This window comes from Sphingomonas corticis (assembly GCF_012035195.1).
In the GTDB taxonomy this organism is placed as follows: domain Bacteria; phylum Pseudomonadota; class Alphaproteobacteria; order Sphingomonadales; family Sphingomonadaceae; genus Sphingomonas; species Sphingomonas corticis.
The window spans coordinates 450,801-476,988 of sequence record NZ_JAAVJH010000002.1; the positions used below are offsets into that span (position 1 = coordinate 450,801).

Consider the following 26,188-nt stretch of genomic DNA (forward strand, 5'->3'; position numbering starts at 1 on the left):
CCGCGGCGCCGCCGGTTGTCCGCGTCGCTTCTGGAGCGACGCTCTCGTCGATGTCGTGAAGGCGTTCTTCTCGAGGACCTTGTCTATGCCCGCGTCGTACCGCTTCCAATATCGCTGAATCGGTGGTGCCATTTCACCATGGCGGGCCGTCACTTATACTCGATCAGCCTGGTCGTCCGGGCGCGCGCCCGCGACCACCAGAAGCCGATCTGTCCGGCGCAATGCGGCAGCTTGCCCAGCACGATGTGCGTGGCGAACAGCGCGTCGGTGCGGCGGAAGACGCGCCACCACAGCCACGGCCACAGCGGCCACGCCACCGGCAGCGCCCACCACAGGTTGCTGACCACCGGCCTCAGCAGGCGCGGATCGTCGCGGCCGCGCCGCTGCCAGGCCTGCGCGCGGGCGTGGCCGCTGCGGCGATTGCGCTGCCACCATTGCGCCGCGCGAGTCATCGCGGCGTCGTGCCGCGTCATCTCGGCGTCGATGCGCAGGATCGTCCACCCATGGGCGCGTATCCGGTGGCACAGGTCCGCTTCCTCCCCGGCGATCAGATCGTCGCGATAGCCTTCGCCATCGCGGAAGGCGGCGACGCGCATCAACACGTCGCCCGCACAGCTGTCCTGCGGACCGGCGGGGCCGTCCCACTCTTGGTCGCACAGCCGGTTGTAGATGGTGGCGTCGGGAAAGCGCTCGCGCCTTCGCCCAAACACCGCGCCGACCCGCGGCGCCGCGGCCAGCGCGTCCATTCCGGCGTCGAGCCAGCCCGGGGCGAGCTCGCAGTCGCCGTCGACGAACTGCACCAGGGCGAGATCGGGCCATCGCTCGGCCAGCCGCGCCAGCCCCGCGTTGCGCGCGCGGGCGGCGGTGAAGGGGCGGGCGGGGTCCAGCGCGACCGTGTCGATCCCGTGCCCGCAGGCGCGTGCCACGCTGTCGTCGGTGGAGCCCGAATCGACGTAGACGACGCGCTCGCCCCAGCCGGCGACCGAGCGGAGGCAGCGCGACAGCCGCGCGCCTTCGTTGCGCCCGATGACGACGAGGCCGACGTGGCGCGCACCCGCCATGGCTCAGCCCCGCTCCGTCCGCACCCACGCGCGCTGCCGGCTGCCGACGAACCGCGTGTAAACGGGGACTTTCCACAGCAGGTACATCGGCACGCGCAGCAGCGCCGCCGCGGGCAGCACGCCGCGTCCGAAGCAGTGCCACACGACGAGCACCGCCCCCGTTAGCGCCGCAAGCAGCCCGGCCGACCATCCGCCCGGTTCCGTGCCGGCGACGAGGAACAGGATCGCATGCGCGACGAGCATCAGCACCAGCAGCGCGAGCGGCGGCACCGTCAGGTCCAGCACCAGCGGAGCGAGGGCGCGGCGCCCTCGCACGGTGGCCGCGGCGAGGCGCGGCAAGTGTCGCCACGCCGCGCCGAGCGATCCATGTTCCCAGCGCGTCCGCTGCGCCGGCAGCGCGTGCGTCGGCCCCGCGGCACTGCGGAAGATCGCCTGTTCGAGGAAGCGGACCGGCGTTCCGGCGCGCGCCAGCTCCAGCCCCAATTCCATGTCCTCGACGATCGCGGACCCGCCGAGCGGCGCGGCGGCGAACGTCGCCCATGGAAAGCCCATGCCCGTCCCCTGCAACAATACGGGGGCTCCCACGCGCGCGAGTGCGCGCTGGCGTACCAGATTCTTCACGAGGAAGGCGAAGGTGGACAGGCGGGACCGGGCCGCATCGTCGTGGCGTCCGGTCAGCAGGTACAGCCCCTGCACCGCCGCGCGATGCTCCGCCGCCGCCGCCGCAACCGCGGCGAGTGCGCCGGCCTCGGGCAGGCAATCGGCGTCCAGCACGACGACCACCGCAGGCGGATCGGGCGACAGGGCGGCGCGCCCGGCATCCAGCGCGTAGCCCTTCCCGCGCCGCGCCGGGTCGCTGCGCACGCACACGGCCGCCCCCGCGGCCAGCGCCTCATGCGCGGTCGCATCGGTGCAATTGTCGGCGACGACCAGCATCCGGTCGCCGCGGCGCAGCTGCGCACGCGCCGCCGTGACCGTCGCGGCGATGCCGGCCGCCTCGTCGTGCGCCGGGATAAGGACCGCGAAGGGCGGCGGCGACGGTGAGGCGAGCGGCGGGCGCGAGGGGGCGAGCGCCACCGCGCACTCCGCCACGAACGTCAGTGTCGGGACGGCCAGCACCGCCAGCGTGCCCCAGCCGGCGAGCGACGCCGGCTCAAGCATGGGCCGACAGCAGGTTTGCCAGCGCGCGCGCGTTGGCGCCGGCGTCGTGCCGCGCCAGCACGCGGCGGCGCCCTTCCTCACCCAGCGAACGCAGCCGCTCGCCGGTCGCCGCCAGCGCCGCGCGCATGGCCTCGGCGATGGCCTCCGCCGTGCCGGCCGGTACCAGCCAGCCGCAATCGCGATCGACCAGTTCGCCGACGCCGCCGACCGCGGTGGCGATCACCGGGCAGCGCAGCGCCAGCGCCTCCATCAGCACGACCGGCAGGCCCTCGGCGAAGCTGGACAGGACGAAGGCACGCGCGCCCTCGATCTCCGCGCGGATCTCCGCCGCGCTGCGCCAGCCCAGCAGCACGACGTGCCGCTCCAGCCGGTGCTGGCGGATCATGCGGGCGAGATCGGTGAACATCGCGCCGTCGCCGACGATGCGCAGCTGAAAATCCTCCCGCTCCGCCAGCCGGGCCGCGGCCTCGATCAGGATCGACAGCCCCTTCTGCGGATCGAGCCGCGCCACGCAGACGAAGGTGCGCGAGGCGGCGCGATCCGGCGGCGGCACGTCGTTGAGGAACCCGTCGTCCACGCCGCACGGGACCACGGCGATTCGGTCCCACGACGCCCGCCGCGACCATCGCATCAGCTGGGCGCGCCCGAATTGCGAGATGGCGACGGTGAAGGCCGCATCCGCGATCTTGTCGAACAGCGACAGCTCCGCCGGGGCGTCGAACTCCTCCGGCCCGTGAATGGTCAGGCTGTACGTCGGCCCGCCCAGCGCGTGGGCCAGCCGGGCGACCGCGGCCGGATTGGTGCCGAAATGCGCGTGGAGGTGGCCGATCCCGCGCTCGCGCGCCAGCCGCGCGAGTACGCACGCCTCCACCAGATAGGCCAGGTGCCGCATCCACTGGCCGTGCGCCGCGTGGGCCATGCGCGCCGACATCCCGATCGCCGCCGCGAACCGGCCGGGCCGCGACAGCATCGCCACGATCGTGTCGCGCAGCAGGATCGCGATGCCGACGCGCAGCAGCACCAGCGTCCTCGCCTGCTCCGCCCGGTCGTCCGGATCGGGCAGCGCCTGCGCCGCGGTGCGGATGGAGAAGCGGTGCACGACGACGCCGGTATCCTCCAGCGCGCGGATCTCGCGGCGGATGAAGCTGTGGCTGACGGCGGGATAGACGTTTGTCAGATAGCCCACCGTCACCGGGACGCGACCCGCCGGCACGGCGCGGAGCCGCGGTGCTCGCCGGGAGTGGGCCGCGGGCACGCGGGCGGCGGGGGTGGGGCCGGCGAGAGGGAGCGCCTGGAAATCGCGGTCGAGCATGGGACGGCCATCCTTGTCGGCAAGGACGGCAGGCTAGTCGCTCCCGCCTGCCGGCGCGCGCGCCGAAAGGGGGTGGGCGATCCGACCCACCCGGTTGGACGGGGGGCGAAGGCGGACGGGGCGTGGCCGCATTTCGGCGCGGCGCGTCGTCGCTATCCTGCCGACGAGGAGGGACCGCTCGCCATGTCGCGACCGTACGACGCCTTGCAGCATCGCTTCGACGCCTTGCCGTCGGCCGCGCCCCCGCGCGTGCTGCTGGTGGCGGAGAACATTTCGGCGCGGTGGAGCGGGGAAACGCTGGTGCCGTGGTATTATCTGCGCGACCTGAGCGCCGCCGGATGCGTGGTCCACGCGATCTGCCACGCCCGGGTGCGCGACGATCTGCGCGCGGACCTGCCGGCGGACGCGTTCGCCCGCGTGACCTTCGTCGAGGACGCGTCGACGCAGCGCCTGCTGTTCGCGATCGGTCGCCGGCTGCCGTACCGGGTCGGCGACCTGGTCTTCAACCAGCTGATCCACGTCGTCACGCAGTGGCGGATGCGGCGGCAGGTGCGCCGGCTGGTGCGCGAACACGGCATCGACGTGGTGTTCCAGCCGGCACCGATCGCGCCCAAGGCGGTGAGCTTCCTCAGCGGCGTCGGCGCGCCCGTGGTGATCGGCCCGATGAGTGGGGGCATGGATCTTCCCCCCGCGTTCCGCTTCATGGAAGGGCCTGTCGTGCGCGCCGCGATTCGCTGCGGCCGCGTGGGCGCGGCGCTGCTCCACCAGGTTCTGCCGGCGAAGCGGCGGGCGGCGGCGCTGATCGTCGCCAACGAGCGGACGCGCGCCGCGCTGCCGCCGCGGGTGCACGGCGCGATCCACGTCATGGCGGAAAGCGGCGTGGACGTGCATCGGTGGGAGCCGCGGCGCTACGGCGACGCGCCGGGCGACGGGCCGGTTCGCTTCGTCTTCTGCGGCCGGTTCGTCGACTGGAAGGGGATCGGCTACCTCGTCGATGCCTTCGCCACGCTTCTCGCCAGCGGCGTCTCGGCGCGGCTCGACCTCGTCGGCGACGGCGAGCTGTTCGACGCGATCGCCGCGCGCGTGGACGCCGCCGGGATCGGTGACGCGGTGACGCTCCACGGCCGGTTGAGCGTCGACCAATATGCCGACCTGCTGGGTCGCAGCGACGTATTCGTCACCCCCTCGCTGCGCGAATGCGGCGGCATGGCGATGCTGGAGGCGATGGCGCTGTCGCTGCCTGTCGTGGGCGTGCGCTGGGGCGGGGCTGCGCAATATACCGATGCCGCCAGCGCGCTGCTGGTGTCGCCGGCATCGCCCGCCGCGCTGGTCGCGGGCCTGGCCGATGCGATGCGCCGGCTCGCCGAGAGCTATCCGCTGCGCCGCGCCATGGGCGAGGCGGCGCGCCGGCGCGTGGTGGAGGGCGAGATGGACTGGCGCGAGCGTGCCGACCGCATCGCCACGATCCTGCGCAACGTGGTCGCGGAGCATCGCCGCGCCCGCGCCGCGCACCCGGTCGCTGCCGCCGCCATCAGACCCGTCCTTTCCCGCCGAGGAGGCGATCATGCCAGCTTCCGACCGTCTTGACCTCGCCTTCTACACCCGGTCGCTGCACAACGGCGGAGTCGACCGCGTCGTCTTCAATCTGGCGGAGGAGTTCCGCGACCGCGGCATGTCCGTCGCGATCGTGGTCGACGTCGACAACGTCCACTCGCCCTTCCGCGCGCTGCTGCCCGCCGGCGTGCGTTACGAGGTACTGGAGGCGAAAGGACCGATCGCGCGGCTGGTGAAGCTGCGGCGGTTCCTGCGGCGGGAGCGGCCGACCTCCGTCATGTGCACCAGCTTCGGCTTCCCCAACATCTACGCCGTGGTGGCGCGGCGACTGTCGGGCGTGCGGTTCCGGCTGATGCTGACCGAACATTGCTTCCCCTCCGTCGACGTGGCGGAGCCGGGGCCGCTGTCGGCGCGCTACTGGTTCTTCCGCATCGCCCGCTTCTTCTATCGCCGCGCCGACGCCATCGTCGCGGTGTCGCAAGGCACCGCGGAGGATCTGGCGCAGGTGATCGGGATCGATCCCGGCACGGTGCGCACGATCTACAACCCGATCGTCAACGACGCCCTGCACCGCCAGTCGCACGCGCCGGTGGCGCACCCCTGGTTCGCGGAGTCTTCGGTTCCCGTCGTGATCGCGGTCGGCCGGCTGGAACCGCAGAAGGACTTCGGCCTGCTGATCCGCGCCTTTGCGCGGGTTCACGCGGAGATGCCGTGCCGGCTGCTGATCCTGGGAGACGGATCGGAGCGCGATATGCTGACCGCACTGGTGGCGCAGCTGGGGCTGGCCGACAGCGTGCAGATGCCCGGCTTCGCCGCCAATCCGCACGCCTATGTGGCGCGCGCGGCGCTGCTGGTGCTGTCGTCGCGGTTCGAGAGCCTGGCCAATGTGGTGATCGAGGCGATGGCGCTGGGGACCCCGGTGGTGGCGACGGATTGTCCGTCCGGCCCGGCGGAGGCGCTGGACCGCGGCCGGTACGGCACGCTGGTGCCGGTGGGCGACGTCGAGCGGCTGGCCGACGCGATGCGCGCGATCCTGCGCCAGCGGCCGCCGCGCGTGCCGAGCGCGTGGCTGGAGCAATTCTCCACCGCCTGGTCCGCCGACCGCTATCTCGAGCTGCTCGAGCGGCCGGCCGGGTGATGACGGGTTGGCCCTGGCGCGCGGCAGCGATCGGATCGGCCGCGATCCTCGCGGTCGCGATCGCCCGCGCCGTGGTGCCGACGCCGAACGCCGGGCCGGCGCCGCGCGCGGCACTGCCGCCGCCGCCCGACACCCGGCTGGGCATCAACCTGTCGGGTCTGGCGCCGTACAACCGCCAGCAGGTGTTCGCGAACCTGATCGCGCAGAGCGAATGGTTCGCCAGCAGCGGTCAGGGCTGGACCGCGATGCCCGCCGCGCAGCTCGATCGCGCCGGCTGGGTCAAGGCGCTGTCGCCGGGCCAGGTGGCGCCGCGCCCGCTGGTCCTGCCCGCCGCCCCGTTCGACCGCGTCGCGGTGCGGTGCACCTATGCCGGCAGCGGGGACCTGTCCGCCGGCGGCATCGCGCGGGTAACGGGGCAAACCCGCGGCGTGATGGATCTGGAGCTGGTCTCGCAGGGCGGGACGGACGAGGGGGCGTGGATCCAGCTCGACCGCACCGACCCGGCCGATCCGGTGCGCGCGATCGACTGCCGCGACCGACGGCTGCCCGCGTCGGCCCGGTTCGCGCCGGAGTTCCTGGCCTCGCTGCGAGGCTTCTCCGCGGTGCGCTTCCTCGACTGGCAGCTGACCAACGCCAACCGCCCGGTCCGCTGGGACCGACGCACCCGTACCGACGACGCGACGCAGGTCGCAGGCGACGGCGTGGCGATCGAGGACATGGTGCGGCTTGCCAACGAGGCGCAGGTCGATCCGTGGTTCCTGATGCCCTACAAAGCGGATGCCGCCTATATCGAGGGGTTCGCCCGGCTGGTCCACGCCTCGCTCGATCCCGGCCGCACCGTCTACGTCGAACTCGGCAACGAAGTGTGGAACGACATGTTCGACGCCACGCTGCAGGCCCGGCGCGAGGGGCTGGCGGCGGGACTGGCGCCGGCGGACGATCCGAACCGCGCGCAGACGCGGCGCTACGCGCAGAAGGTGCGCGACGCGATGCGGATCTGGACGCGCGTCTTCGCCGATCGGCCGGCGCGGCTGGTCCGCGTGGCGGCGACGATCCACGTCTATCCCGAGATCGCGGAGACGATGCTGGCGTTCGAGGACTTGTCGCGCTGGATCGACGCGCTGGCCACCGCCCCCTATATCCAGCTCGACCTCGCCGGCCGCGGCGCCGGCGACGTGGACTGGGTGTTCGCGCAGCTGGACGGCGCGGTCGACGCGGCGATCGACGCGGCCGTGCGCAACCGCGCCATCGCGGCGCGATACGGCAAGCGCTACCTGACCTACGAGGGGGGCCAGCACCTCGTCACCCGCGACCTGGAGCTGGCCCGCCGGGTGCAGCGCGATCCGCGTATGGCCGCGGTGTACCGCCGCTACCTGGACGCGTGGCGGGCGAGGGTAGGCGACCGAATGATGCTGTACGCGTCGGCCTCTCCGATCGGCGAGGCGGGGGCCTGGGGCCTCGTGGAATATGCCGGCCAGACCGAGGCGGACGCGCCCAAGCTGCGCGCGGTCCGGGCCTTCGTCGCGCGGAACCGCTGATGCGGCGGGCGGCGCCGGCGCTGCTGCTCCTCGGCGCAGCCGGGGGGGCGACGCTGGTCGCCTATGTCGCGATCCGACCCGCATTGTTCATCGCCATCCTCAGCGCGATGGCGCTCGCCGGCTTCTACCGCTGCCTCGCGACCGACACGCGCCGGCAGCTCGGACGGGCGCCGGTCGTGCTGGCGATCGGCCTGCCGCTGCTGGCGTGGGTGCTGCCCGGTGCCTGGCTGCTGTACGCCGCCATGGTCGCGGTCGTCCCGCTGCTGGCGCGCCGGCGGGGAGAGGTGGCGCCGATCTACCTCTTCGCACTGCTGCTGCTGCCGGCGCTGGAACAGACGTTCACGATCGGCGGGCTGAAGCTGTTCGACGTTGGCGTCCATTCCGCGCTGGCGCTGGGCGCCGCGGGTGGGCTGGTGCTGCGGCCCGGCGCGCCGCGCGTTCCCGCGGCACTGGATGCGCCGCTGGTGGCGCTGATGCTGCTGCTGATCGTGGCCAATGCGCGGGACACCAGCGCGACCAACTTCCTGCGCGTGGCCGTCAACACGCTGTTCCTGTGCGGCCTGCCGTACTTCATCGTCAGCCGCAGCGTGCGGAGCATGGACGACGTGCGGCTCTGCCTCGTCTACCTCGCGGGTGCGGCGGCGGTCCTGTCGATGATCCTGCTATACGAGGCGCGCTCGGCCTGGCCGATGTACAACGTGCTGTACGACCGGCACGGCATCGCGATGCAGATCATGGTGAAGGCGCGAGGCGGCGTGATGCGGGCGGGGGGACCCTTCGTCGAATCCACGTCCATGGCGATGGTGCTCGCCACCTGCATCCTGGCGGCGTGGCTCTCGCGCCCCGCCTTCCGCTCGGGCCCGCACCACGCCGCGGTGCTCGCGCTGCTGCTCGCCGGACTGGTGGCGCCGCAGTCGCGGGGGGCATGGATCGGCCTGCTGCTGGCGACCATCGCCGCCGATCTGTATCGCCGCCGCCCCGGTGCGGCGGTGCGGCGCCTCGGCATGGTGGCGCTGGCGGGCGTCGCGCTGCTCGCCGCGGCGCCGTTCAGCGCCTTCCTGTCGGAGACGCTGGGGTTGACGGGCGGGTCGGTCGATACGGTCGACTATCGCCAGCGATTGTTCGACCGCGGGGTGGAGGAATTCCTGCGCAGCCCGATCACCGGCTATTCCGCACCGGACCTGCTGATCCGCCTGGCCGACCTTCGGCAGGGCGAGGGGATCGTCGATTTCGTCAACACGTACATCTACTTCGCGCTGATCGGCGGGGCGATCGGGCTGGCCGTGTTCGTGGGCGCCTTCGCCGCGTATCTGCTGCACCTGTGGCGGTGCCGGCCGCGCGGCGGGCCGGACGCGGATGCGATGGCGGCGGTGTTCGCCGGGCTGGTCATGCCGATGGAGATGCTGGTCTTCACCTCGTTCGGCGGGCGGCCGGAGATGTTCGTCTTCGTCTTCTTCGCGCTGGCCACCGCGATCGCCGCGCGCCACGCCGCCGAGCGTCGCCGGCGATGGCGGCTTCAGCGCCAGCCCGCGATCGCCTGAACGCCCTGGCCGGCGACCGAGCCGGCCGCGATGCCCGCCACGCCGAGCGCCAACAGCGCCACCTCGCGTCCCAGCCGCAGCAGCCCGAAGCGGTGCAGCTGCACCCAATTGTAAAGCGTGGTGGGCAGCTCCAGCAGGCCCACCGCCGCGATCAGCCCGATCGGCCCCGCCGCCAGCAGCGCCGCCGTGCCCGCCACCGCCAGCCACAGCAGCTTCGCGACATTGGCGTGCATGGTGACGTGAACCCGGCCCGATGCGGTCAGCACCTCGTTCGCGGCGTGGCTGGCGAGCGCCAGGAACGGCGTCAGCGCCAGCAATCGCAGGTACGTCGCGACTTCGGCGTAGCGCGGGTCGTACAGGATCGCGACCAGCGCCGGCGCGAAGCCGATCAGCCCGCCGACCCCCACCATGTACGCCGCCGACACGCGCATCCGCGCGGCATAGGACAGGTCGCGCAGCACCTCGGGCCGCTCCCGCCAGGTCCGGGCGTACAGCGGATAGAGTACCCGGCTGGCGTAAGCGACGGTGAACGCCATCGGCGCCAGCGCGAGGTTCCCCGCCAGCATGTAGCGACCGAGCACGTCCAGCGGCACGACGCGCGCGAGCACCACCTTGTCGCTCTGCACCAGCAGCATGGTGATGATGCTGGATCCCGTCACGTAGCGCGCGAAGCGCCACAGTTCGGTCGCATAGCCGCGATCGAACCCGATTCGCCGGGTGGATCGGGGAAAGAGCGCGTAGCTGAGCAGCGTGCGCGCGAGGCTGGCGATCAGGATCGCGAGGACGATCGACCAGTAGCTACGCCAGACGCTCGCCAGCGCGATCGACGCACCGAACTGCACGAGAGCGCCCAGGATGTCGAGCAGGCTGAGCCGCGCCAGCTGCCGCTCGCGCAGCGCCGTCACCAGCGACAGCGACGACGCGCCCTCGATCGCGAATTGCAGCGCGGAGACGGCGATCGCGCCGGCCACGCCGGGATTGCCGAACCCCGCCGCGATCGGCCGCGCCAGCGCCACCAGCAGGATCGTCAGCGCGATCGCGCGGACCAGCCGGATCGTCCAGATCACGTCGAGGAAGCGGGCCTGGTCGCCATCGCGATGCCGCACGATGAACGCCTGGAAGCCGAGGTCGGACAGCATCGACAGGATGAAGGAGATGGATCCGATCAGGCCGACGATACCGAACGCCTCGGGCATCAGCAGCCGCGTCAGCACCACGCTGCTGACCATGCGCAGCAGGTTGGTGGCGATGACGGTGGCGATCACCAGGTTGGTGTCGCGCAGCAGCAACGCGCGCACGCCCGACAGGCCTGCGCGCGCGCGATGCGGCAGGGCGGCCGCGGCGGGGGTCACGATCGGTGCCGGGCGAGAATCTCGCGGTAGAAATCGACCATCCGCGCGCCCACGCGCTCGACGCCGAAATCCTCGCGACAGCGCAGCCAGCCCTGCGCCCCGGCGTGCGCCGCCGCGTCCGGCCGTTCGAACAGCCACGCCAGCCGCTCCGCCATCGCCGGCGCGTCGCCGACCGGGGTGAGCCACCCGGTCGTGCCGTCGGTGACGATCTCCGCGGCGCCCAGCCAGTCGGTCGTGACCAGCGGCGAACCCGCCGCCATCGCCTCCACCGCGGCGTAGGGGAAGTTCTCGCACGCCGACGCCACCACGGTCACGAACGCCTGTCGCCGCAGCGCGGCGATGGCGTCGCGATCGAGCAGGCCGGCGAAGGTCACGCGCGACAGCGTGGCCGGGTCGAACGTGGCGGCGGCATGTTCGGCGAACGCGATCGTCGTCCCGTCCGCGCGGACATACCCGCCGTCGGGTCCGACCATCGTCAGCCGCGCGGTCGGCCGCCGCGCCAGCAGCTGTGCGAACGCCGCCAGCATGGTGTCCGCGCCCTTCAGCCGGTCCAGTCGCCCCACGCACAGGATCATGTCGCGATTGCACGCGTCCAGCCGCCAGCGGTCGCGCGGGGCAACGCTGGCGACCGGATTCGGAATGACCTTGCCGAGGGCGGCGCGATAGCGCGTGCGCGTGGCGTCCAGGATCACCCCGGTCGGCGCCGACAGCGCGCCGGCGAGCCGGATCGCGCGGGCCTCGGCGCGCTCGCGGTCGCGGGCGTGCGCCGGACTGGTGACGGTGTCGCCGCCAGTAGGCTTCAGGAATTGCGGCCCGTGCAGCCGCGTCACTACCGGCACGTCGACTCGCCGGCGTACCGTGTCGCACCAGCCGAAGCTCTCTTCCATCTCGATCAGGTCGAACGCGGCGACCCCCCGCGCGCGTCGCCACTGGTCGGCCATGCGGCGCCCGGTGAAGGGATGGTGCCCCAGCCGGCGGTCGATCCGCGCCGCCATCCGCGACCAGAAGGGCATCGCCCCGGGGGCGTCGAGCGCGTGGGTGCTGCCGTCGGCGCGGTGCAGCATCCCCTGCGACAGCACCGACACGTCGTGCCCCTCGCGCAGCAGATAGTCGCGGATGACGGAGACGTAGGTGACCACGCCGTTGGCCGCGCCGCGGGGCGGCCAGGCGGGGGAAAGATAGGCGATGTGCAAGGGCGTCAGGCTCCGGACGCGCGGCGCGCGATATTCGCCTGGCAGCTTCGTTCCGATCCGCGCGGGAGGGAATTGGTAGTTATCGGAGGGGCGAAGCACGATCTATACGGCACGCGCCAAGGATGCGCTAATCCACCGCGCCGCCGGCCCTGATCCGCGGCCCGATGGAGCGATCGTCATGGCGCTACTCACCTTGCGCAATGCCGGCGGCTATTGCGCGTTCGACGAGGCCGAATGCCGCGCGGCCGGTGCGACGCTGGCGCAGCGCTACCGCGATGCCAGTCCGTTTCCGCACGTGGTGATCGACGACTTCCTCGATCTCGACGTGTTGCGCGCGGTGGCGGGGCAGTTTCCCAAGCCCGCGACCGCGCTGCCCTTCGCGCGCAGCCAGGAACGGCTGAAATACCAGTTCCATCCGCAGGTCTGCACCGGCCTTGCCACGCGCAACCTGTTCGCGGAGCTGAACTCGCAGGCGTTCCTCGCCTTCCTGTCGGAGATGACCGGGATCGGCGGCCTCGTCGCCGACCCCTATTACGCCGGCGCCGGCCTGCACGAGACCCGCGCGGGCGGGCATCTTGGCATCCACGCCGATTTCAATCGGCACGAGACGATGAACCTGGAGCGGCGGTTGAACCTGCTCGTCTACCTGAACGAGGATTGGGAGGAGGCGTTCGGCGGCGCGCTGGAGCTGTGGGATCGCGGCATGACCGCGTGCCAGGTGAAGGTCCTTCCGGCGATGGCGCGCGCGGTGGTGTTCGCCACCGATCTCGACAGCTTCCATGGCCATCCCGATCCGCTGGCCTGTCCGCCGGACCGCACGCGCCGCTCGATCGCGACCTATTATTATCACACGCCGGCCGACACCCGCTTCGCCGTGGACCGCACCACCAATTTCCGCGCCCGGCCGCACAGCGGCGACCGGCGCGACTGGAAGGTGATCTTCCACCATTGGGCGCAGGACTGGGTGCCGCCGGCGCTTCGGCGCGGGGGGCGGGCCGGTTCGGCGCGGTGACGCGGGAGACCGTCTGCGTCGCGATGGCGGTCTACAACGGGGCCGCGTACCTCGACGCGCAGCTCGACAGCATCGCGGCGCAGACCGTCCGGCCCGACGAGCTGGTGGTGGCGGACGACGGCTCGCACGACGACAGCCTGGCGATCGTCGCGGCCTTCGCGAGGCGCGCGCCCTTTTCGGTCCGCATCGTGCGCCACGCCGCCAACGTCGGCATTCTCGAGAATTTCGACGCCGCCTTCGCGGTGACGCGCGGGTCGATCATCTTCTACTGCGATCAGGACGACGTGTGGCGGGAAGATAAGATCGCCACGATGCTCGCCCGCTTCACCCCCGCGACGATGCTGGTGATGCACGAGAGCGAACTGGTCGACGATAGAATGTCGCCGCTCGGGCGCCTCGCACCCGGCAATGCCCGCCACGGCCGCTTCCGCTGGCCGGCGGACAGCGGCGCGCTGCACGGATACGGGCACCAGATGGCGTTCCGCCGGTCGGTGTACGAGCAGATGCGGCGCCTGCGCCCCTTCGCGGACGAATGTTCACCGGGCGGGCTGGCGCACGATTTCGACGGGTTCATCCCCTATTGCGCGTCCCTGTTGGGCGACGTGGTGCTCCTTCCCGATCCCCTCGTCCGGTTCCGGCGGCACGCCGGCGCGACCAGTCCGGCGGGAAGCGCGCCCGCCGCCGGCGCGGGGGACGACCGGCTGGCCTTCCTTCTCGCGCGCGACGCGGCACGCACGGCGCTGCGGCGATCGGTCGCGACCGCGGCGGCCGCGCACGGCGCGCTCCTGCGCCGCGCCGGCGTGGTCCGGCTGCTGCGTGCCCACGCAAACGCGGCGGAGGGCGCGGCGGCACGCTCCGCCGTGCTGGCCGCCCAAGGAGTCGCCGCACGCGCGCACGCGCTGGTCGCCGCGGTCCGCGCCACCCTGCGCATGGGCGGCTTCGCCAATGCGCGACGCGGCCGCGCGCTCGCGCTCGCCGTCCTGGCGGCGGTCAGGCGCCCGTGGGTGACGCCGCCGGCTCCAGCGCCGCGGGGGCGAGCCGCAGCTCCACCACCTCCGCCACGCGCAGCGCGTTCGCGATGACGGTCAGGCCCGGGTTGGCGCCGCCGCTGCTGGGCATGAACGAGGCATCGACGACGTAGAGGTTGTCGACGCCATGGGCGCGGCAATCGGCGTCGAGCACGCTCGTCGCGGGATCGAGGCCGGCGCGGCACGTGCCGCACGGATGGCCCAGGTTCAGCTGCACGTCGTGCTGGAGCGGCATGACCCGCAGTCCGCGCATCGCCTTCGCGATCAGCCGCCGTGCCATGCCGGTGCGACGGCGCAATTCCTCGCGGATGCGATAGCGCACGACGATGCGCGCCGGGTCGTCGGTATCCAGCAGCACGCGATTGTCCGCGTAGGGGCGGTCCTCCACGATCATGACGAAGATCGTCGCCGCGCCCAGCACGCGCTGCGCGATCCGCGCCCCGAACCAGATCAGCGCGCGACGGAACGGCACGCGCCGCCATCGCCCCGTCTCGAACCAGCCCGCGAGGAAGGTCGCGATGTTGCCGGCATGGGCCGACAGCCCGGTCGACTGGATGCTGCCCAGCCGCACGCCGCGGTGCGTATAGAGGTCGCGCAGTCCGATCGTCTTGCGCGGCCCGCTCGTGTCCGCCCGGCGCGGCGGCCACACCGCGAACCATTCGTTGGCGTGGAACATCAGGTTGCGTCCCACCTGGCCGCTGCGGTTGGCCAGCCCCTCGGGCCAGGCCGGGCCGGTGGAGGCGAGCAGGAGCGCCGGGCTGCGATACGCCCCGGCCGCCAGGATCACGATTCGCGCGCTCGCGCGATGCTCGCTGCCGTGGCGGCGATAGCGCACCGCGGTGACGCGGCGATCGTCGGCGTCGAGGCGGACGACCCGGGCGTCGCACAGCAGCGTCGCGCCGTGCGCCAGCGCCGGTTCGAGGCAGATCAGCCGCGCGTCGCTCTTGCACCGCGACGGGCAGGGACGCCCGCCGCACTCGGCACATCCCTGCCGATAGGCAAGGCCCACGTGCAGGCGATAGGGATGGAGCCCGCAGCGGGCGAAGGCCCGCATCAGCGCGGCGTCGGCCGCGGCGGCGGGCGGCACCGGGAGGAGCGCGGGGACGTCGCGGGCCAGCGGATCGGGCGTGCCCGCGACGCGGAACAATCGCTCCGCCGCGGCATAATGGCGCTCCCACTCGTCCCAGCCGACCGGCCAGTTCGCGACGTCGTGCGGGGCGAAACGCTCCAGCGCGGCGGCGTAGAGGAGCGACGACCCGCCCGCGCCGCAACCCGCGACCGGAAAGGGCCGGCTGGCGCGTCCGTCGATCTGCGCGCGCATGCGGTCCGGCCAGTAGCCCGCGGCGAGCCGCTGCGCGGGGTCCTCGCCGCCATCGGTCGCGGCACCCGCGGCGACCGCCGGGTCGCGATGCCCCTGCTCGAGGAACAGCACGCGGTGGCCGGCGGCGGCGAGGCGATGGCCGATCGTCGCGCCGCCCAGGCCCGTCCCGACGACGATCGCGTCCCACGCGCCGTCCGGCTCGCTCATGCGCAATAGCGGCTGACGAAGCGATGCCAGCGCCGCACGATCAGGAAGATCTGCGGCGCCTCCACCACGTAGCGACGCCACAGCCGTGCCGGATCGGTGACGAGCCGAAACAGCCACTCCAGCGCAAGCGTCTGCACCAGGCGCGGCGCGCGCCGCTTCGATCCCGTCAGAAATTCCAGGCTGGCGCCGACGCACAGCGCCACGCCGACCGCGTCGCCGCGCGCGGCGACGTCGTGCGCCAGCAGTTCCTGTTGCGGGGAACCGACCGCCAGGAAGGTATAGCGCGCGCGCTCGGACGCGACGAAGGAGGCGGCGTCGGCGCGCGCGCGCGGATCGTCGATGAACCCCATCGGCGGATCGAAATGCGCGATGTCGGTGAAGCCGTAGCGCGTGCGCAGCCGCTCGATCATGCCGCGGTCGCCGCCCACCACCGCGATCCGCGCGTCGCGATCGATGCCGTGGCGGCACAAGGCCTCGGTCAGGTCGCTGCCCGTGGTGACGGGAAGCTCGATCGAATCGCTCGCGGCCAGCTTCGCCAGGATGCGGCTGTCGCACAGCGTGGCCCAGGCGCGCCGGTACACCTGCCGCAGGTGGGGGTGGGCGTGGTTCAGCCGCACGACATGGTCCACGTTGGGTGTCACCACATAGGCGAACGGTGCGTCCGCCGGGCGCTCGACGATCCGTCGCAGCATCGCGTCCGGCGGCACGCAGTCGAAGTCGATGCCGAGGAAATTGGCCGTTCCCGTGGGCACCGCCGGCCTGGCGAGTTCGCCGTGATCGGCCCGATCGACCGTCTCGACCGGACGCGCGAGTGCCAGGGCGCCGCTCATGCCCCCCGCCCCGCCGTGCCGCGCGTGACGCCCGACCGTCGGCAATCCTGACCCCGCATGGTGTCGCTCCCTTCTCCGTCGCTCTGTCATGATGAGGGGAAGTGCGGGGGCCTGCCTACGCTGGAAAAGGGGAGGGTGGATCACCGTTCCGCGGAGCGCGGATGGCCCGCCCGATCCGCGCTGCCGTAACCTGGGGTTCTGACCGGGCGACCAGCCGGTTCGAGGGGGCGGATTTCTCCATGGTGCGATGCCGTACAGCCTGTCGGACCGCTGCGGCCGTCGCCGCGCTGCTGCTGGCGCCGGCGGTCCTGCCCGCCGCCGCCGCGCCGCGGGCGCCCGAGTATCGGATCAACGCCGGCGACGAGCTCGAGATCTTCGTCTGGGGGGAGGAGCGGATGCAGCGCCCGGTGCGCGTCCTGCCTGACGGCACGTTCGCCTTCCCGCTGGCCGGGGTGGTGGAGGCGGAGGGACGCAGCTCGCGCGAACTGGCGGAGCTGCTGCGCCAGCGGCTGAAGGGCAAGTATCGCGACACCGTGCCCGACGTGACCGTGGCGGTCCGCGACCCCGCGGGGATGCGCTTCTACGTGGTGGGCAAGGTGCGCGCGCCCGGCAGCTACCCGATCGGCCGCACCGTCAACGTCGTGCAGGCGCTCAGCGTCGCGGGCGGGCCGGCCGAGTTCGCCGATGTCGGCAATGCCGTCATCATGCGGCAGACCGCCGCGGGCCAGACCGTGGAGCGCATCAACCTGTCCGACGTCCTGAAGGGCGCGCGCAGCCTGAAGGCGGGGCCGCAGGGCGACGCGCTGCCGATGCTGGGGGCGGGGGACGTCCTTGTCGTACCGTAGCGCCTGGCGACTTCGTGCCGCTTTGCTGGTGGCGGGAGCGAGGATCGCCTGGGCGTCCGATCCCGCCTCGGCGCAGCTGACGATGGGCGCGGAGGCGCGGGTGCAGGCGGCGTCCAATCCGCTGCTGCTCCCCGGTGACGATCGCGACGCCATTCTGGCCGAGGCGTCGGTGCGGCCGCGCTATCGGACGATCAGCGCCACCGGCGACGTTCTGGAGGTTGCGGGCGTGCTGACCGGACGCACCTTCAGCCGGCTCTATCGCGACTATCTGCTGGGCAGCCTGCGGGGCAGCGGCACGCTGCGCGACAGCGAGCGGCTGTCGGCGTCGGCCTCGGTCGGCTACGTCCGCGACCTCGCGGGCGACGCGATCGCCGCCAGCGTGGCGGCGGCGATCGCGCCGCAGAGCGTGCGCAACCTGTGGCAGACCGCCGCCGACCTCACCTGGCGCCCCGACGCGCGCACCACCATCCGCCCGGCGATCGCGGCGGAACGCGCGACCTTCTCCGACAGCGTGCTGCTGCGCGACACCGGCAGCGCGCGGCTGGAGATCGCGCTGCTGCGGCTGCTGAGCGCGCAGACGTGGGTCGGTGTGCGCCCGCTCGCCACCGTGTCGCGCACGGCGGGCCAGCCCGGCCTGACCCGCGCGGCCGGCTTCGCCGTGCTCGACAGCCAGCTCTCGCCCACCGTGCACCTGCGGGCGGAGGCGGGAATGGAACATGTCGACGCGGCGCCTGCCACCGCGCTGCTGGCGCGGCGCCCCGCGGCCACCGCCGTGGCGGGATCGATCGACCTGTGCCAGCGCCGCGCACGTACCGACCTGTGTGCGCTCGCCTCGCTCGGCTCCGAGGTCAGCGCGTTGACCGGTTTCCAGCGCCGGCTGGCGGGCGGGCTGACCCTGTCGCACCGGATCGACGAGCGTTGGACCCTGGTCGCGCAGGCGGATTACCAGCGCATCGCGGCGCCCCGCGGCGCGGCGGCGGCGATCCCGGTCCGCGATCTCGACGCGCTAGCCGCGCTGCTGCGGTTCGACCGCAGGACCGGCCCCGCGACCACGCTGTCGGGCGAGCTCTCCTATGCGCAGCGCGGCACCGGCGCCGGATCGACGCCGCGGTCGCTCTACGCCGGCGTGCGCTTCCGGTGGGAACCGAGGGTGAGATGATGGGAATCGACGACGACGAGCCGCCCGGCGGCTTCGGCCTGCGGGAAGTCGCGGCCATCGTGCTGCGCTGGCGCTACCTGCTGATCGCCGGCCTGGTGCTCGGCGCGCTCGCCGGTATTGCCGCGGCGGTGCTGTTGAAGCCGGTCTATCGCTCGACCGCATCGCTGCTGATCGAATCGCAGGATCTGCCGACCACGCTGGTGGCCTCGCCGCTGACGGACCTGGCGGAGGAGCGCATCGCCAAGATTCGGCAACAGGTGCTCAGCCGCGCGAACCTGCAGGCGCTGATCCGCCGCAACGACCTGTACCCGGCGCAGCGCCGCTCGCTGCCGGAGGACGCAGTCATGGCGATGCTGCGCGACGCGATCGCGGTCGACCTGGTCAGCGCGGACGCCGGCGGCACGTCGCAGCGCGGTGCCCAGTCCACCATCGCCTTCGACCTGTCCTACACCAGCGGCGATCCCGCCGCGACGCTGCGGGTGGCGGACCAGCTGACCGACATGTTCGTGGCGGCCGACAAGCGGCTGCGATCGGAACAGATGAACGGGGCCGCCACCTTCCTGGCGCGGCGCGCGGACGAGATCCGCGATCGCCTGGTCGCGATGGAGGCGAAGCGCCGCGCCATCGAGGCGCGCTACGCGGGTGCGCTGCCGGACCAGGTGGCGACCAGCGCGCAGGCCACTTCCTCCCTGCGCGCCGAGATCTCGCGGATGGATGCGGAGAGCCAGGGGATCGCGCAGCAGAACGGCCTGCTCGCCGCGCGCAGCCAGGAGGCGCCCGTGGCGGCCCCGTCGCCGGCGCAGGTGGAGCTGGCGCGGGCGCAAGCCCAGCTGGCGCGCGCGGTCGCCGTCTACTCCGACGATCATCCGGACGTCGCGCTCGCGCGCGCGGCGGTGGACGCGGCGCGGGTCGCGGTGGCGCGCGAACCGCAGGCACGCGGCGGCGCGTCTCCGCTGATGGCGGAAGTGGCGGCGGGCCGCGCCAGGATCGCGATGCTGGCACAGCGGCGCGCCAGCCTGGTGGCCGCGGTGGCCCGGTCCGACAGCATGGTCGCGATGTCGCCCCAGGCGAGCTACGAGCTGAACAACCTCGAGCGCGAGTACGACAATCTCAAGCAGCAATATCAGGGCATTCGCGAGAAGCAGCTGGACGCGCAGGTCGCGGTCAACCTGCAGAACGAGGGTAAGGGCGAGCGCTTCTCCGTCGTCGACCGGCCGACATACCCGCTGACGTCCAGCGGCATGAAGCCGTCGCGGCTGGTGCCGATGGGGGCGGGGGCGGGGCTGGTGCTGGCCGCGGGCTTCGTGCTGCTGTTCGAGCTGCTGGTCCTGCCGGTGAACGGCCCCGGCGCAATCGTGCGCCTGACCGGCGACGAGCCGCTGGTCGCCATCCCGACCCTGCGCCCCGGCCCCGCGCCGACGATATCGGGGTGGCGCGCGCGGTTGCTGGCGTGGTGGCCCGGCCGGCGGAGTGCGCCGGCATGACCGCCATCCTCTCGTCGCGCGCGCAGATGCGGCGCCCCGCGGTACCGGAAGAGGGCGGCACGACGATGACGCTCGATCGTGCCGCGCTGCTGCGCAACGGCGTCTTCGCGTTCGAGCGGGCCGATCCCCGCGCCGCGCCCTTCGCCATGCTGCGCTCGCAGCTGCTCCACCGGCTCGACGCACGCAAGGCGCGGGTGGTGGCGGTCACCTCCGCCCGGCCGCGCGCGGGCAAGTCGTTCGTCGCGCTGAACCTCGCGGCGGCGCTCAGCCGCATCTATCCGACGTGGCTGGTCGATCTCGACCTGCGCCGGCCCGTGGTGCGCGAGCGACTGGAGCTGGGCGACGTGGCGTCGGGCGTCGACGCCTTCCTGCTCGGCGCCCCGGGGCTGGGAGAGGTGCGCTGCGTCGTCGGCGAGCAGCACCTGGGCGTGCTGCCGGTGGACACGCCGCGGGAGGGATCGGCCGAGATCTTGGCGTCGGACCGCACCGCGCAGCTGTTCGCCTCGCTGCGCGCGCATCCGCAGTCCCCGGTGTGCATCATCGACGCGCCGCCGATGCTGGAGGGGGACGACATGATGATCCTGGCGCCGCACCTCGACGGCGTGCTGATGGTGGTGGAGGAAGGGCGCACGCCGCAGGCCGACCTTCGCGAGACGCTGCGCATGCTGCGGCCGACGCCGGTGGTGGGCACCGTCCTGAACCGCACCATCCTGCCGCAGCAGCCGTTCGGCTATGGCGAATATTACCCCCGCTAAGGACCCAGGTCCCGGCCGGCGGGCAATGGGATAGACCAGGGGCATGCCGCAGGACGCCATCTATGTCACCCAGCCGTCGATGCCGCCGGTGGACGAGTTCGTCCCCTTCCTCGAGGCGATCTGGCGCAATCGTCAGTTGACCAACGGCGGCCCCTTCGCCTGCGATCTCGAACGTGCGCTGGCCGCGTACCTGGACGTGCCGTTCGTGTCGCTGGCGGCGAACGGCACGCTGGCGCTGATGATCGCGCTCCAGTCGCTGCGGCTGCGCGGCGAGGTGGTGACGACGCCCTTCTCCTTTGTCGCCACCAGCCACGCGCTGCGCTGGCTGGGACTGACGCCGGTGTTCGCCGACATCGACCCGGCGACCGGCAACCTCGATCCCGCCGCCGTCGAAGCTGCGATCACGCCGCGGACCGCGGCGATCCTGCCGGTGCATTGCTTCGGCCGGCCCTGCGCCACGGCGGCGTTGCAGCGGATCGCCGACCGCCACGGCATCGCGCTGGTCTACGATGCCGCCCACGCTTTCGGTGTGCGGCAGGACGGTGCCAGCGTGCTGCGCCACGGCAGCGTATCGGCGCTCAGTTTCCACGCGACCAAGGTCTTCAACACGTTCGAAGGTGGCGCGGTCGTGTGCCACGATGCGGAGATTTACGACCGCGTGGGCGCGCTGCGCAACTTCGGCTTCGTCGATGCGACGATGGTCGGCGCCACCGGGCTGAACGCGAAGATGAGCGAGGTGCACGCCGCCTTCGGCCTGCTCCAGCTGCGCCACCTGCCCGCCGCGCTGGAAAAGCGCGCACGAATCGCAGATGCCTATCGCGCCGGGCTGGGCGACGTGCGGGGCGTCACGCTGTTCGCCCCGGCGGCCGACGCCACCGCCAACCATGGCTATTTCCCCATCCTGGTCGAGGGCGGGTGCGCGGCGGTGCACCGGCACCTGCAGGATCGCGGGATCGTCGCGCGCCGCTATTTCCATCCGCTGATCTGCGACATGCCCGCCTATCGCGGCAGCGTGCCGCCCGACGCCCTGCCGCACGCGCGCCGGATGGCGGAGGAGATCCTGTGCCTGCCGATCTATCCCGATCTGGCCGCGGACACTGTCGCCACGATCATCGCCACCGTCCGCGACGCCGCCGCGCCCGCGCCGCGCGTCGCCGCCTAGCGCGTGCCGGCGAGGGCGCACGTCCTGTCGGAAGCACGAACCCGCGGCGCGGGAGGGGCGCTCGGGGCGCGGTTGAGGTGACGTAACGGGCGCGGCGCCTTGGTTGAGCGCCGCGGGAGGCAGGCAGAGCATCCGGGCTCCACGAGAAGGAGCCCTGCCACGACCGCCCTTGTTCCTGCCGCCGTCAGCCCTCTGCGTCAGCGTCTTATCGACGAGATGGAGCTGCGGCGGTTCGGCCGCGAGACCCAGCGCAACTACATCCGCGACGTCGGCCGGTTCGCGACATTCCTCGGCCGCTCGCCCGACCCGGGCGACGGCGGAGGAACTCCGATGCCTCCAGGTCGAGCAGCGCGATCTCGGTGTATCGGTGCCGACCATGAACAGCATCGTGTCGGCGCTGCGGTTCTTCTTCACCCAGGCGGTCGACCGGCCGGACTTGGCGCGCAAGCTGGTCCGCACGAGGCGCGGTCGCAAGTTGCCGGTCGTGTTGAGCCAGGACGAGGTCGCGCGGCTGCTCGGCGCGACCACTTGCCTCAAGCATCAGGCGGCGCTGTCGGTCGCCTACGGCGCGGGTCTGCGCGCGTCCGAACTGACCGCGCTCGAGGTTCGTGACATCGACAGCGAGCGCATGCTGCTCCGGCTCGAGCGCGGCAAGGGCGGACGGTACCGCAATGCCATGCTTCCGGTCGGGCTGCTCGCGCTGCTCCGGGCATGGTAAGGCTGGACGACAGCTTGGCGCGATACACCGAAGACGAACGGCAGAGACCAACCGTCCGCCTGCCTGACAGGGCGCTCACGCTCCGGCTGGATGAGGTCGAGCGCGGCTTTCGGACGTAAGTCTCCGCGCGCTGGCAGACTGCTGAATGGGCGCGTCTACATAGCATTCCTGTCGGCGGCATTGGCAGATGGTGCTCTCGGTACGCGCGTTAACAGCGCGAGCCGGCTCTGCGGAGGGCAGCGCCGGCTCGCCTGCAATGCGGGCTGTCAGTACGAGGACAAGCGGGAGCGGCGGGAATTGTGACCGCCATTGCGATAGAGAATGTCGGCCGCCGCCTCGGGTGAGACGTCGTCGACGCTTGTGTCCACCGTCACGAGCACTCCGCCTTGGCCGAGGCGGTCGCCGTAATAGTCGGCGTCATCCCGATCAATGCCGTGCTTGCCCAGCGTTTCGTTCAACGTGCCCGCCGCCGCACCGGCCGCGGCCCCGAGCGCCATCGCGCCCGGTACGGCAGATGCCGCGATCGCGCCCGCGGCAACAAGCGGCCCCACGCCTGGGATCGCCAGTGCCGCCACGCCGAGCCCGGCACCCAATGCACCGCCGCCCAGAACGCCGCGGGCGATGCTGCCATGCTCTTCATCGGTCACGTCACCGGCGACGTCCGTCGTGGTGGTCGTGCCGCCGCGCTGGGTGACGACCGACAGCGCGCGGTCGGGTACGCCGGCGTCGCGAAGGTCCGCGACGGCGCGCTGCGCCTCCGCCTCGGTGTCGAAGATGGCCGAAGCCGTTTGCATGCTCATACCGAAGTCTCCTTCGATCAGCGGACGGTGCCGCGGCGAAAAAGGTTGATGATGGCAAGCAGCACGATTGCACCGATCAGCGAGACGATGATCGACTGGATGTTGATCGAGCCGCTGGTGATCGGCGCCCCACCGATGAGTGGCGTGACGACGAAGCCGGCAAGGAGCGCGCCGACGATGCCCACGACGACGTTGAGCAGGATACCCTGCTGACCATCGGTGCGCATGATCATGCTGGCGACCCAGCCAATCAAACCGCCAACGATGAGAAGAATGATGAGGCCCATGATTGGTCCTTCCGTCTGGTGAATAGTGAGGATGAAACGAAGCAGTGTCGGTGGATGTTCAGGCAGGCCGATGGGCGCTCTGCCGGCTCATAGTGCGCACGCACTATCCGGCATGGTGGTGCTTCCCGGAACGACGCTGCGGGCGGCGCGGTTTAGATGCGATGCCAGCCGATCCCCCGCCCGCCGTCCGTCATCCGAACCTGCGCCACCTGGAGCAGCTGATGGCGCAACTGCTCGAGGGTGTGATCCTGCTGGATCCAACAGGAGTGATCCTCAGTGCCAATGCGGCAGCCCTCGCCATGCATGGTGTCGAAGGGGTTGATGCGCTCGGTGCGACGGCAGAGGGATATGCCGAGCGGTTCACCTTGTGGACGCCGGACCATCGCCCCCTGCGTCGCCGCGACTATCCCATCTTCAAGGTCCTTGCCGGCGAGAGTATCCCGGACATGATCGTCGAGGTCGCTCCTGCCAGAGTGGACGAGGCCCGCTGGGTGCATCAGGTGCGCGATGTCGCGATGGACGTGGATGGCGGCGAGCCGGATTATCTGGCGATCGTGCTGAACGACGTGTCCGAGCGGTACGATGCGCAAGCGCGCTTCGACGCCATGTTCCGCGCCAACCCGGCTCCTGCCATCATCGTGCGGCAGCGGGATATGAAGCTCATGGCTGCAAATCCCGGCTTTCTCTCGCTGACCGGTTTCGTGCAGGGCGATCTGCTCGGCCAATCGCTGTTCGGACTGAACCTGCTCGGCGAACTGCCCGATCGGTCAGCCGTCCGGCGACAGATGGAGGCCGGCGAGGTCGTGGCGCAGACGGAGGCCGAGTTGCTCGTGGCGGACGGATCGAGACGGCTGGTCATCTTCGCCGGCCAGCCGATCGACGTCACGCAGGAGAGTGCTCTCCTGCTCACCTTCGCCGACCTCCAGCCGAGGCAGGACGCCGAACGGTCGCTTGCCGCGAGCGAGCGCCATTTGCGCGCGGTGTTCGAGATGGCGCCTGTCGCGATGGCCATCACGCGCGCGTCCGACCAGCGCCTCGTCAGCGTCAACGACGCTTTCTGCGCACTGACGGGCCGTGAAGCGGCATCCCTGCTGGAACGCACTGGCGGTGAAACCGGCCTTTGGTACGATCCCGAGCAACACGAACGCACGGCAGCCGAGTTGGCGGACGGGGGATCAATCCGCGAACGCGACGTTCGCATCGTGTCCCGGTCGGGATCTGTGGTGGACTGCCTTGGGTCCGCAGAGGCGATCCAGGTTCACGGCGCTTCCTGCGCCCTCTGGGTGTTTCAGGACGTCACGGAACGGCGCAGAAACGATGCCGAACTCGCCGCCGCGATCGAGGAGGCGTTGAAGGACGCAACATGGCTTAGCCGATCCATCCTGGACAAGCTTGCCACGCTGCGACGACCGGCACCACATGCGATCGCGGTCGAACTCAGTCCGCGGGAGCGCGAGATCCTGGATCTCATCTGCGACGATCTCGACGATGCAGCGATTGCCGAGCGTCTGACGATCTCACGCAACACGGTACGGAATCATGTTGCCAGCATCTACGCCAAGATCGGAACGAACCGTCGTAGCGGTGCCGTCGTGTGGGGGCGCGAGCGGGGCATGGGTTCCACGCGGAACTGAGATCCGATCACGCCATGCAAAGCCGGCGTGCGGCAGGGGCTGCCGCACGCGGCCGGTACGGCGATCAGCCAGACACGGCGTCCTTGGCCTTTTCCGCCAGCTTGGTCAGTAGACCCTTCTCCGCCTCTTCGGCTTCCTCCTTGGTCCGGAAGGCGGCGCCTTCCGGCTCGGCAGGTGGCGCATAGACCGAGTAGAGCTTCAGCGCCGCCGGGCCCTTGTTGACGATGTTGTGCTCGGCACCTTTGGGCACGACCACCAGATGGTTCGGTCCGGCCTTGGTATGGCTGCCGTCGATCGTCACCTGCGCTTCGCCCTCGACGATGAAGGTCGTCTGGTCGGCGCGATGCGTCTCCATGCCGATCTCCTCCCCGGCCGGGATGCTCATCAAGACGATCTGGACCTTGGCGTCGCGATAAACCTCCTTCTGCCAAAACTCGTTCTTGGTGGTGAAAGGACCATGTCCTTATTGAAGATCGTCACCGAAGTTCCTCTCAGATGCGCGGCATCAACGATCGTGTCGAAAAGGGGATGCATCGATCCAGAAAGGCGATTGTGCGGCTGAACGAGCGACTGTTCTACGCGCGAGCGTCGGCGTGCGGGGACGTACGGCTGTGGGTCGTCGAAGGCACTCGGAGCCCCGGGGAGGCGAACACCCCGGCGATATCAGACGGTGCGGATCGTCCCACCGTCGATGACAGACTCAGCGTCTGGCGACCGTCGTCAGCTGACATGAACAAGCGTCTGGTGTCGGGGCGGCGGGAAGCGCGCTTACCGTCCGGAGCTGGGTCGGCCTCGACGTTCGCCAGCAGTCGTCGCCCCGACGCTGAACTTCGAGCCTCGCTTCAGCTTGTCGAGGCTGGGAGCGCTGCCAGCGCGTCACCCGACTTCAGGATGCCAGGACGCAGCGTAAGTCGGCGTCGTTGCCACCTGTCGAGCAGCCGTAGCGCCGGAGTTACGGTAAATCCGTGCTGTCAATCGGCGTCCAAAAAGGACCCCCTATCGGCGTGCAAAAGGGACCCCCTTCGTCAAGCAGCGTGACGGGTATGGGGGTCGCACCGTTCGCGCTGGTTGCGGCGTAGGGCGGGCGTAGCCCGAC

The 26,188-nt window shown here is 71.5% G+C and carries 23 protein-coding genes; 13 read left to right on the top strand and 10 right to left on the bottom strand.

Features of this window, described 5'->3' with window-relative positions; genetic code table 11:
* Nucleotides 1–149 precede the first annotated feature (149 nt).
* Genes HBH26_RS04890 through HBH26_RS04900 form a run of 3 tightly spaced genes read right to left on the bottom strand, consistent with a single transcriptional unit; the run spans nucleotide 150 to nucleotide 3,534 of the window.
* Nucleotides 150–1,061, bottom strand: coding sequence for a glycosyltransferase family 2 protein (locus HBH26_RS04890; protein ID WP_168133450.1), 912 nt, complete (start codon nucleotides 1,059–1,061; stop codon nucleotides 150–152).
* 3 nt (nucleotides 1,062–1,064) lie between these two features.
* Complete coding sequence (locus HBH26_RS04895) at nucleotides 1,065–2,222, bottom strand: glycosyltransferase family 2 protein (RefSeq protein WP_168133451.1); 1,158 nt, start codon at nucleotides 2,220–2,222, stop codon at nucleotides 1,065–1,067.
* The gene (locus tag HBH26_RS04900) at nucleotides 2,215–3,534 is read right to left on the bottom strand and encodes a glycosyltransferase (RefSeq protein ID WP_209308317.1); all 1,320 of its coding nucleotides are present in this window, start codon (nucleotides 3,532–3,534) and stop codon (nucleotides 2,215–2,217) included. Before HBH26_RS04900 ends, HBH26_RS04895 begins: the two co-directional genes overlap by 8 nt.
* Before the next feature lie 72 nt (nucleotides 3,535–3,606).
* Here HBH26_RS04900 and HBH26_RS21140 point away from each other — a divergent pair, with 72 nt between their 5' ends.
* From HBH26_RS21140 to HBH26_RS04920, 4 genes are read left to right on the top strand one after another with little or no spacing between them, the layout of a single operon-like run.
* Nucleotides 3,607–5,121, top strand: coding sequence for a glycosyltransferase (locus HBH26_RS21140; RefSeq protein ID WP_168133452.1), 1,515 nt, complete (start codon nucleotides 3,607–3,609; stop codon nucleotides 5,119–5,121).
* Nucleotides 5,099–6,226 (top strand): glycosyltransferase, encoded by a 1,128-nt coding sequence (locus HBH26_RS04910; protein ID WP_168133453.1) that lies wholly within the window; start codon nucleotides 5,099–5,101, stop codon nucleotides 6,224–6,226. Before HBH26_RS21140 ends, HBH26_RS04910 begins: the two co-directional genes overlap by 23 nt.
* A complete protein-coding gene (locus HBH26_RS04915) occupies nucleotides 6,226–7,764 on the top strand; it encodes a hypothetical protein (RefSeq protein WP_168133454.1) in 1,539 nt (512 codons plus the stop codon). Before HBH26_RS04910 ends, HBH26_RS04915 begins: the two co-directional genes overlap by 1 nt.
* Nucleotides 7,764–9,305, top strand: coding sequence for an O-antigen ligase family protein (locus tag HBH26_RS04920; protein WP_168133455.1), 1,542 nt, complete (start codon nucleotides 7,764–7,766; stop codon nucleotides 9,303–9,305). Before HBH26_RS04915 ends, HBH26_RS04920 begins: the two co-directional genes overlap by 1 nt.
* On the opposite strand, the gene HBH26_RS04925 is transcribed toward HBH26_RS04920, so the two are convergent.
* Both HBH26_RS04925 and HBH26_RS04930 read right to left on the bottom strand, forming a co-directional pair.
* Nucleotides 9,281–10,657 carry an oligosaccharide flippase family protein gene (locus HBH26_RS04925; RefSeq protein WP_338057243.1) on the bottom strand — a complete coding sequence of 459 codons (1,377 nt, stop codon included), beginning with the start codon at nucleotides 10,655–10,657 and terminating at the stop codon, nucleotides 9,281–9,283. The genes HBH26_RS04920 and HBH26_RS04925 overlap by 25 nt on opposite strands.
* Nucleotides 10,654–11,850 carry a glycosyltransferase family 4 protein gene (locus HBH26_RS04930; RefSeq protein ID WP_168133456.1) on the bottom strand — a complete coding sequence of 399 codons (1,197 nt, stop codon included), beginning with the start codon at nucleotides 11,848–11,850 and terminating at the stop codon, nucleotides 10,654–10,656. Before HBH26_RS04930 ends, HBH26_RS04925 begins: the two co-directional genes overlap by 4 nt.
* A 178-nt stretch (nucleotides 11,851–12,028) precedes the next feature.
* Between HBH26_RS04930 and HBH26_RS04935 the strand changes: the two genes are divergently transcribed.
* Nucleotides 12,029–12,862, top strand: coding sequence for a 2OG-Fe(II) oxygenase (locus HBH26_RS04935; RefSeq protein WP_168133457.1), 834 nt, complete (start codon nucleotides 12,029–12,031; stop codon nucleotides 12,860–12,862).
* A complete protein-coding gene (locus tag HBH26_RS04940; protein ID WP_168133458.1) occupies nucleotides 12,799–13,944 on the top strand; it encodes a glycosyltransferase in 1,146 nt (381 codons plus the stop codon). The genes HBH26_RS04935 and HBH26_RS04940 overlap by 64 nt, the downstream gene beginning before the upstream one ends.
* Here the strand turns inward: HBH26_RS04940 and HBH26_RS04945 are convergent.
* Together HBH26_RS04945 and HBH26_RS04950 are read right to left on the bottom strand one after the other, a co-directional pair.
* Nucleotides 13,853–15,418, bottom strand: a complete 1,566-nt coding sequence (locus HBH26_RS04945; RefSeq protein WP_168133459.1) for a GMC oxidoreductase — start codon at nucleotides 15,416–15,418, stop codon at nucleotides 13,853–13,855. The two genes, HBH26_RS04940 and HBH26_RS04945, sit on opposite strands and share 92 nt — an antisense overlap.
* Nucleotides 15,415–16,248, bottom strand: a complete 834-nt coding sequence (locus tag HBH26_RS04950) for a WecB/TagA/CpsF family glycosyltransferase (protein ID WP_168133460.1) — start codon at nucleotides 16,246–16,248, stop codon at nucleotides 15,415–15,417. Before HBH26_RS04950 ends, HBH26_RS04945 begins: the two co-directional genes overlap by 4 nt.
* Before the next feature lie 161 nt (nucleotides 16,249–16,409).
* On the opposite strand from HBH26_RS04950, the gene HBH26_RS04955 reads away from it, so the two are divergent.
* From HBH26_RS04955 to HBH26_RS04980, 6 genes are all read left to right on the top strand, one after another.
* Nucleotides 16,410–17,093 (top strand): polysaccharide biosynthesis/export family protein, encoded by a 684-nt coding sequence (locus tag HBH26_RS04955; protein ID WP_168133461.1) that lies wholly within the window; start codon nucleotides 16,410–16,412, stop codon nucleotides 17,091–17,093.
* The gene (locus tag HBH26_RS04960) at nucleotides 17,080–18,252 is read left to right on the top strand and encodes a hypothetical protein (RefSeq protein WP_168133462.1); all 1,173 of its coding nucleotides are present in this window, start codon (nucleotides 17,080–17,082) and stop codon (nucleotides 18,250–18,252) included. The genes HBH26_RS04955 and HBH26_RS04960 overlap by 14 nt, the downstream gene beginning before the upstream one ends.
* Entirely contained in the window at nucleotides 18,249–19,736 is a 1,488-nt protein-coding gene (locus HBH26_RS04965) for a GumC family protein (RefSeq protein WP_168133463.1), read from the top strand. Before HBH26_RS04960 ends, HBH26_RS04965 begins: the two co-directional genes overlap by 4 nt.
* A complete protein-coding gene (locus HBH26_RS04970; protein ID WP_168133464.1) occupies nucleotides 19,733–20,491 on the top strand; it encodes a CpsD/CapB family tyrosine-protein kinase in 759 nt (252 codons plus the stop codon). The genes HBH26_RS04965 and HBH26_RS04970 overlap by 4 nt, the downstream gene beginning before the upstream one ends.
* Nucleotides 20,492–20,534: 43 nt before the next feature.
* Entirely contained in the window at nucleotides 20,535–21,653 is a 1,119-nt protein-coding gene (locus HBH26_RS04975) for a DegT/DnrJ/EryC1/StrS family aminotransferase (RefSeq protein ID WP_168133465.1), read from the top strand.
* Between the two features lie 376 nt (nucleotides 21,654–22,029).
* Nucleotides 22,030–22,371: a tyrosine-type recombinase/integrase gene (locus HBH26_RS04980; protein ID WP_420824976.1), complete on the top strand. Its 342-nt coding sequence runs from the start codon at nucleotides 22,030–22,032 to the stop codon at nucleotides 22,369–22,371.
* A 266-nt stretch (nucleotides 22,372–22,637) separates the two neighbouring features.
* On the opposite strand, the gene HBH26_RS04985 is transcribed toward HBH26_RS04980, so the two are convergent.
* The gene (locus tag HBH26_RS04985; protein ID WP_168133466.1) at nucleotides 22,638–23,171 is read right to left on the bottom strand and encodes a general stress protein; all 534 of its coding nucleotides are present in this window, start codon (nucleotides 23,169–23,171) and stop codon (nucleotides 22,638–22,640) included.
* 17 nt (nucleotides 23,172–23,188) lie between these two features.
* A complete protein-coding gene (locus HBH26_RS04990) occupies nucleotides 23,189–23,458 on the bottom strand; it encodes a GlsB/YeaQ/YmgE family stress response membrane protein (protein WP_168133467.1) in 270 nt (89 codons plus the stop codon).
* 161 nt (nucleotides 23,459–23,619) lie between these two features.
* On the opposite strand from HBH26_RS04990, the gene HBH26_RS04995 reads away from it, so the two are divergent.
* On the top strand, nucleotides 23,620–25,092 hold the full coding sequence (locus tag HBH26_RS04995) for a PAS domain S-box protein (RefSeq protein WP_338057244.1): 1,473 nt from the start codon (nucleotides 23,620–23,622) through the stop codon (nucleotides 25,090–25,092).
* A 64-nt stretch (nucleotides 25,093–25,156) separates the two neighbouring features.
* On the opposite strand, the gene HBH26_RS05000 is transcribed toward HBH26_RS04995, so the two are convergent.
* Nucleotides 25,157–25,477 carry a cupin domain-containing protein gene (locus HBH26_RS05000; RefSeq protein WP_239024555.1) on the bottom strand — a complete coding sequence of 107 codons (321 nt, stop codon included), beginning with the start codon at nucleotides 25,475–25,477 and terminating at the stop codon, nucleotides 25,157–25,159.
* Nucleotides 25,478–26,188: the final 711 nt, after the last annotated feature.

Bases quoted from the DNA above. Each gene is read 5' to 3' on its own strand.
- HBH26_RS05000 (WP_239024555.1), bottom strand. From the start codon at position 25,477: ATGAGCATCCCGGCCGGGGAGGAGATCGGCATGGAGACGCATCGCGCC.
- HBH26_RS04955 (WP_168133461.1), top strand. From the start codon at position 16,410: ATGGCCCGCCCGATCCGCGCTGCCGTAACCTGGGGTTCTGACCGGGCG.
- HBH26_RS04895 (WP_168133451.1), bottom strand. From the start codon at position 2,222: ATGCTTGAGCCGGCGTCGCTCGCCGGCTGGGGCACGCTGGCGGTGCTG.
- HBH26_RS04975 (WP_168133465.1), top strand. From the start codon at position 20,535: ATGCCGCAGGACGCCATCTATGTCACCCAGCCGTCGATGCCGCCGGTG.
- HBH26_RS04945 (WP_168133459.1), bottom strand. From the start codon at position 15,418: ATGAGCGAGCCGGACGGCGCGTGGGACGCGATCGTCGTCGGGACGGGC.
- HBH26_RS04970 (WP_168133464.1), top strand. From the start codon at position 19,733: ATGACCGCCATCCTCTCGTCGCGCGCGCAGATGCGGCGCCCCGCGGTA.
- HBH26_RS04980 (WP_420824976.1), top strand. From the start codon at position 22,030: ATGAACAGCATCGTGTCGGCGCTGCGGTTCTTCTTCACCCAGGCGGTC.
- HBH26_RS04900 (WP_209308317.1), bottom strand. From the start codon at position 3,534: ATGCTCGACCGCGATTTCCAGGCGCTCCCTCTCGCCGGCCCCACCCCC.
- HBH26_RS04920 (WP_168133455.1), top strand. From the start codon at position 7,764: ATGCGGCGGGCGGCGCCGGCGCTGCTGCTCCTCGGCGCAGCCGGGGGG.
- HBH26_RS04910 (WP_168133453.1), top strand. From the start codon at position 5,099: ATGCCAGCTTCCGACCGTCTTGACCTCGCCTTCTACACCCGGTCGCTG.
- HBH26_RS04950 (WP_168133460.1), bottom strand. From the start codon at position 16,248: ATGAGCGGCGCCCTGGCACTCGCGCGTCCGGTCGAGACGGTCGATCGG.
- HBH26_RS04965 (WP_168133463.1), top strand. From the start codon at position 18,249: ATGATGGGAATCGACGACGACGAGCCGCCCGGCGGCTTCGGCCTGCGG.
- HBH26_RS04995 (WP_338057244.1), top strand. From the start codon at position 23,620: ATGCCAGCCGATCCCCCGCCCGCCGTCCGTCATCCGAACCTGCGCCAC.
- HBH26_RS04990 (WP_168133467.1), bottom strand. From the start codon at position 23,458: ATGGGCCTCATCATTCTTCTCATCGTTGGCGGTTTGATTGGCTGGGTC.
- HBH26_RS04985 (WP_168133466.1), bottom strand. From the start codon at position 23,171: ATGAGCATGCAAACGGCTTCGGCCATCTTCGACACCGAGGCGGAGGCG.
- HBH26_RS04915 (WP_168133454.1), top strand. From the start codon at position 6,226: ATGACGGGTTGGCCCTGGCGCGCGGCAGCGATCGGATCGGCCGCGATC.
- HBH26_RS04935 (WP_168133457.1), top strand. From the start codon at position 12,029: ATGGCGCTACTCACCTTGCGCAATGCCGGCGGCTATTGCGCGTTCGAC.
- HBH26_RS04890 (WP_168133450.1), bottom strand. From the start codon at position 1,061: ATGGCGGGTGCGCGCCACGTCGGCCTCGTCGTCATCGGGCGCAACGAA.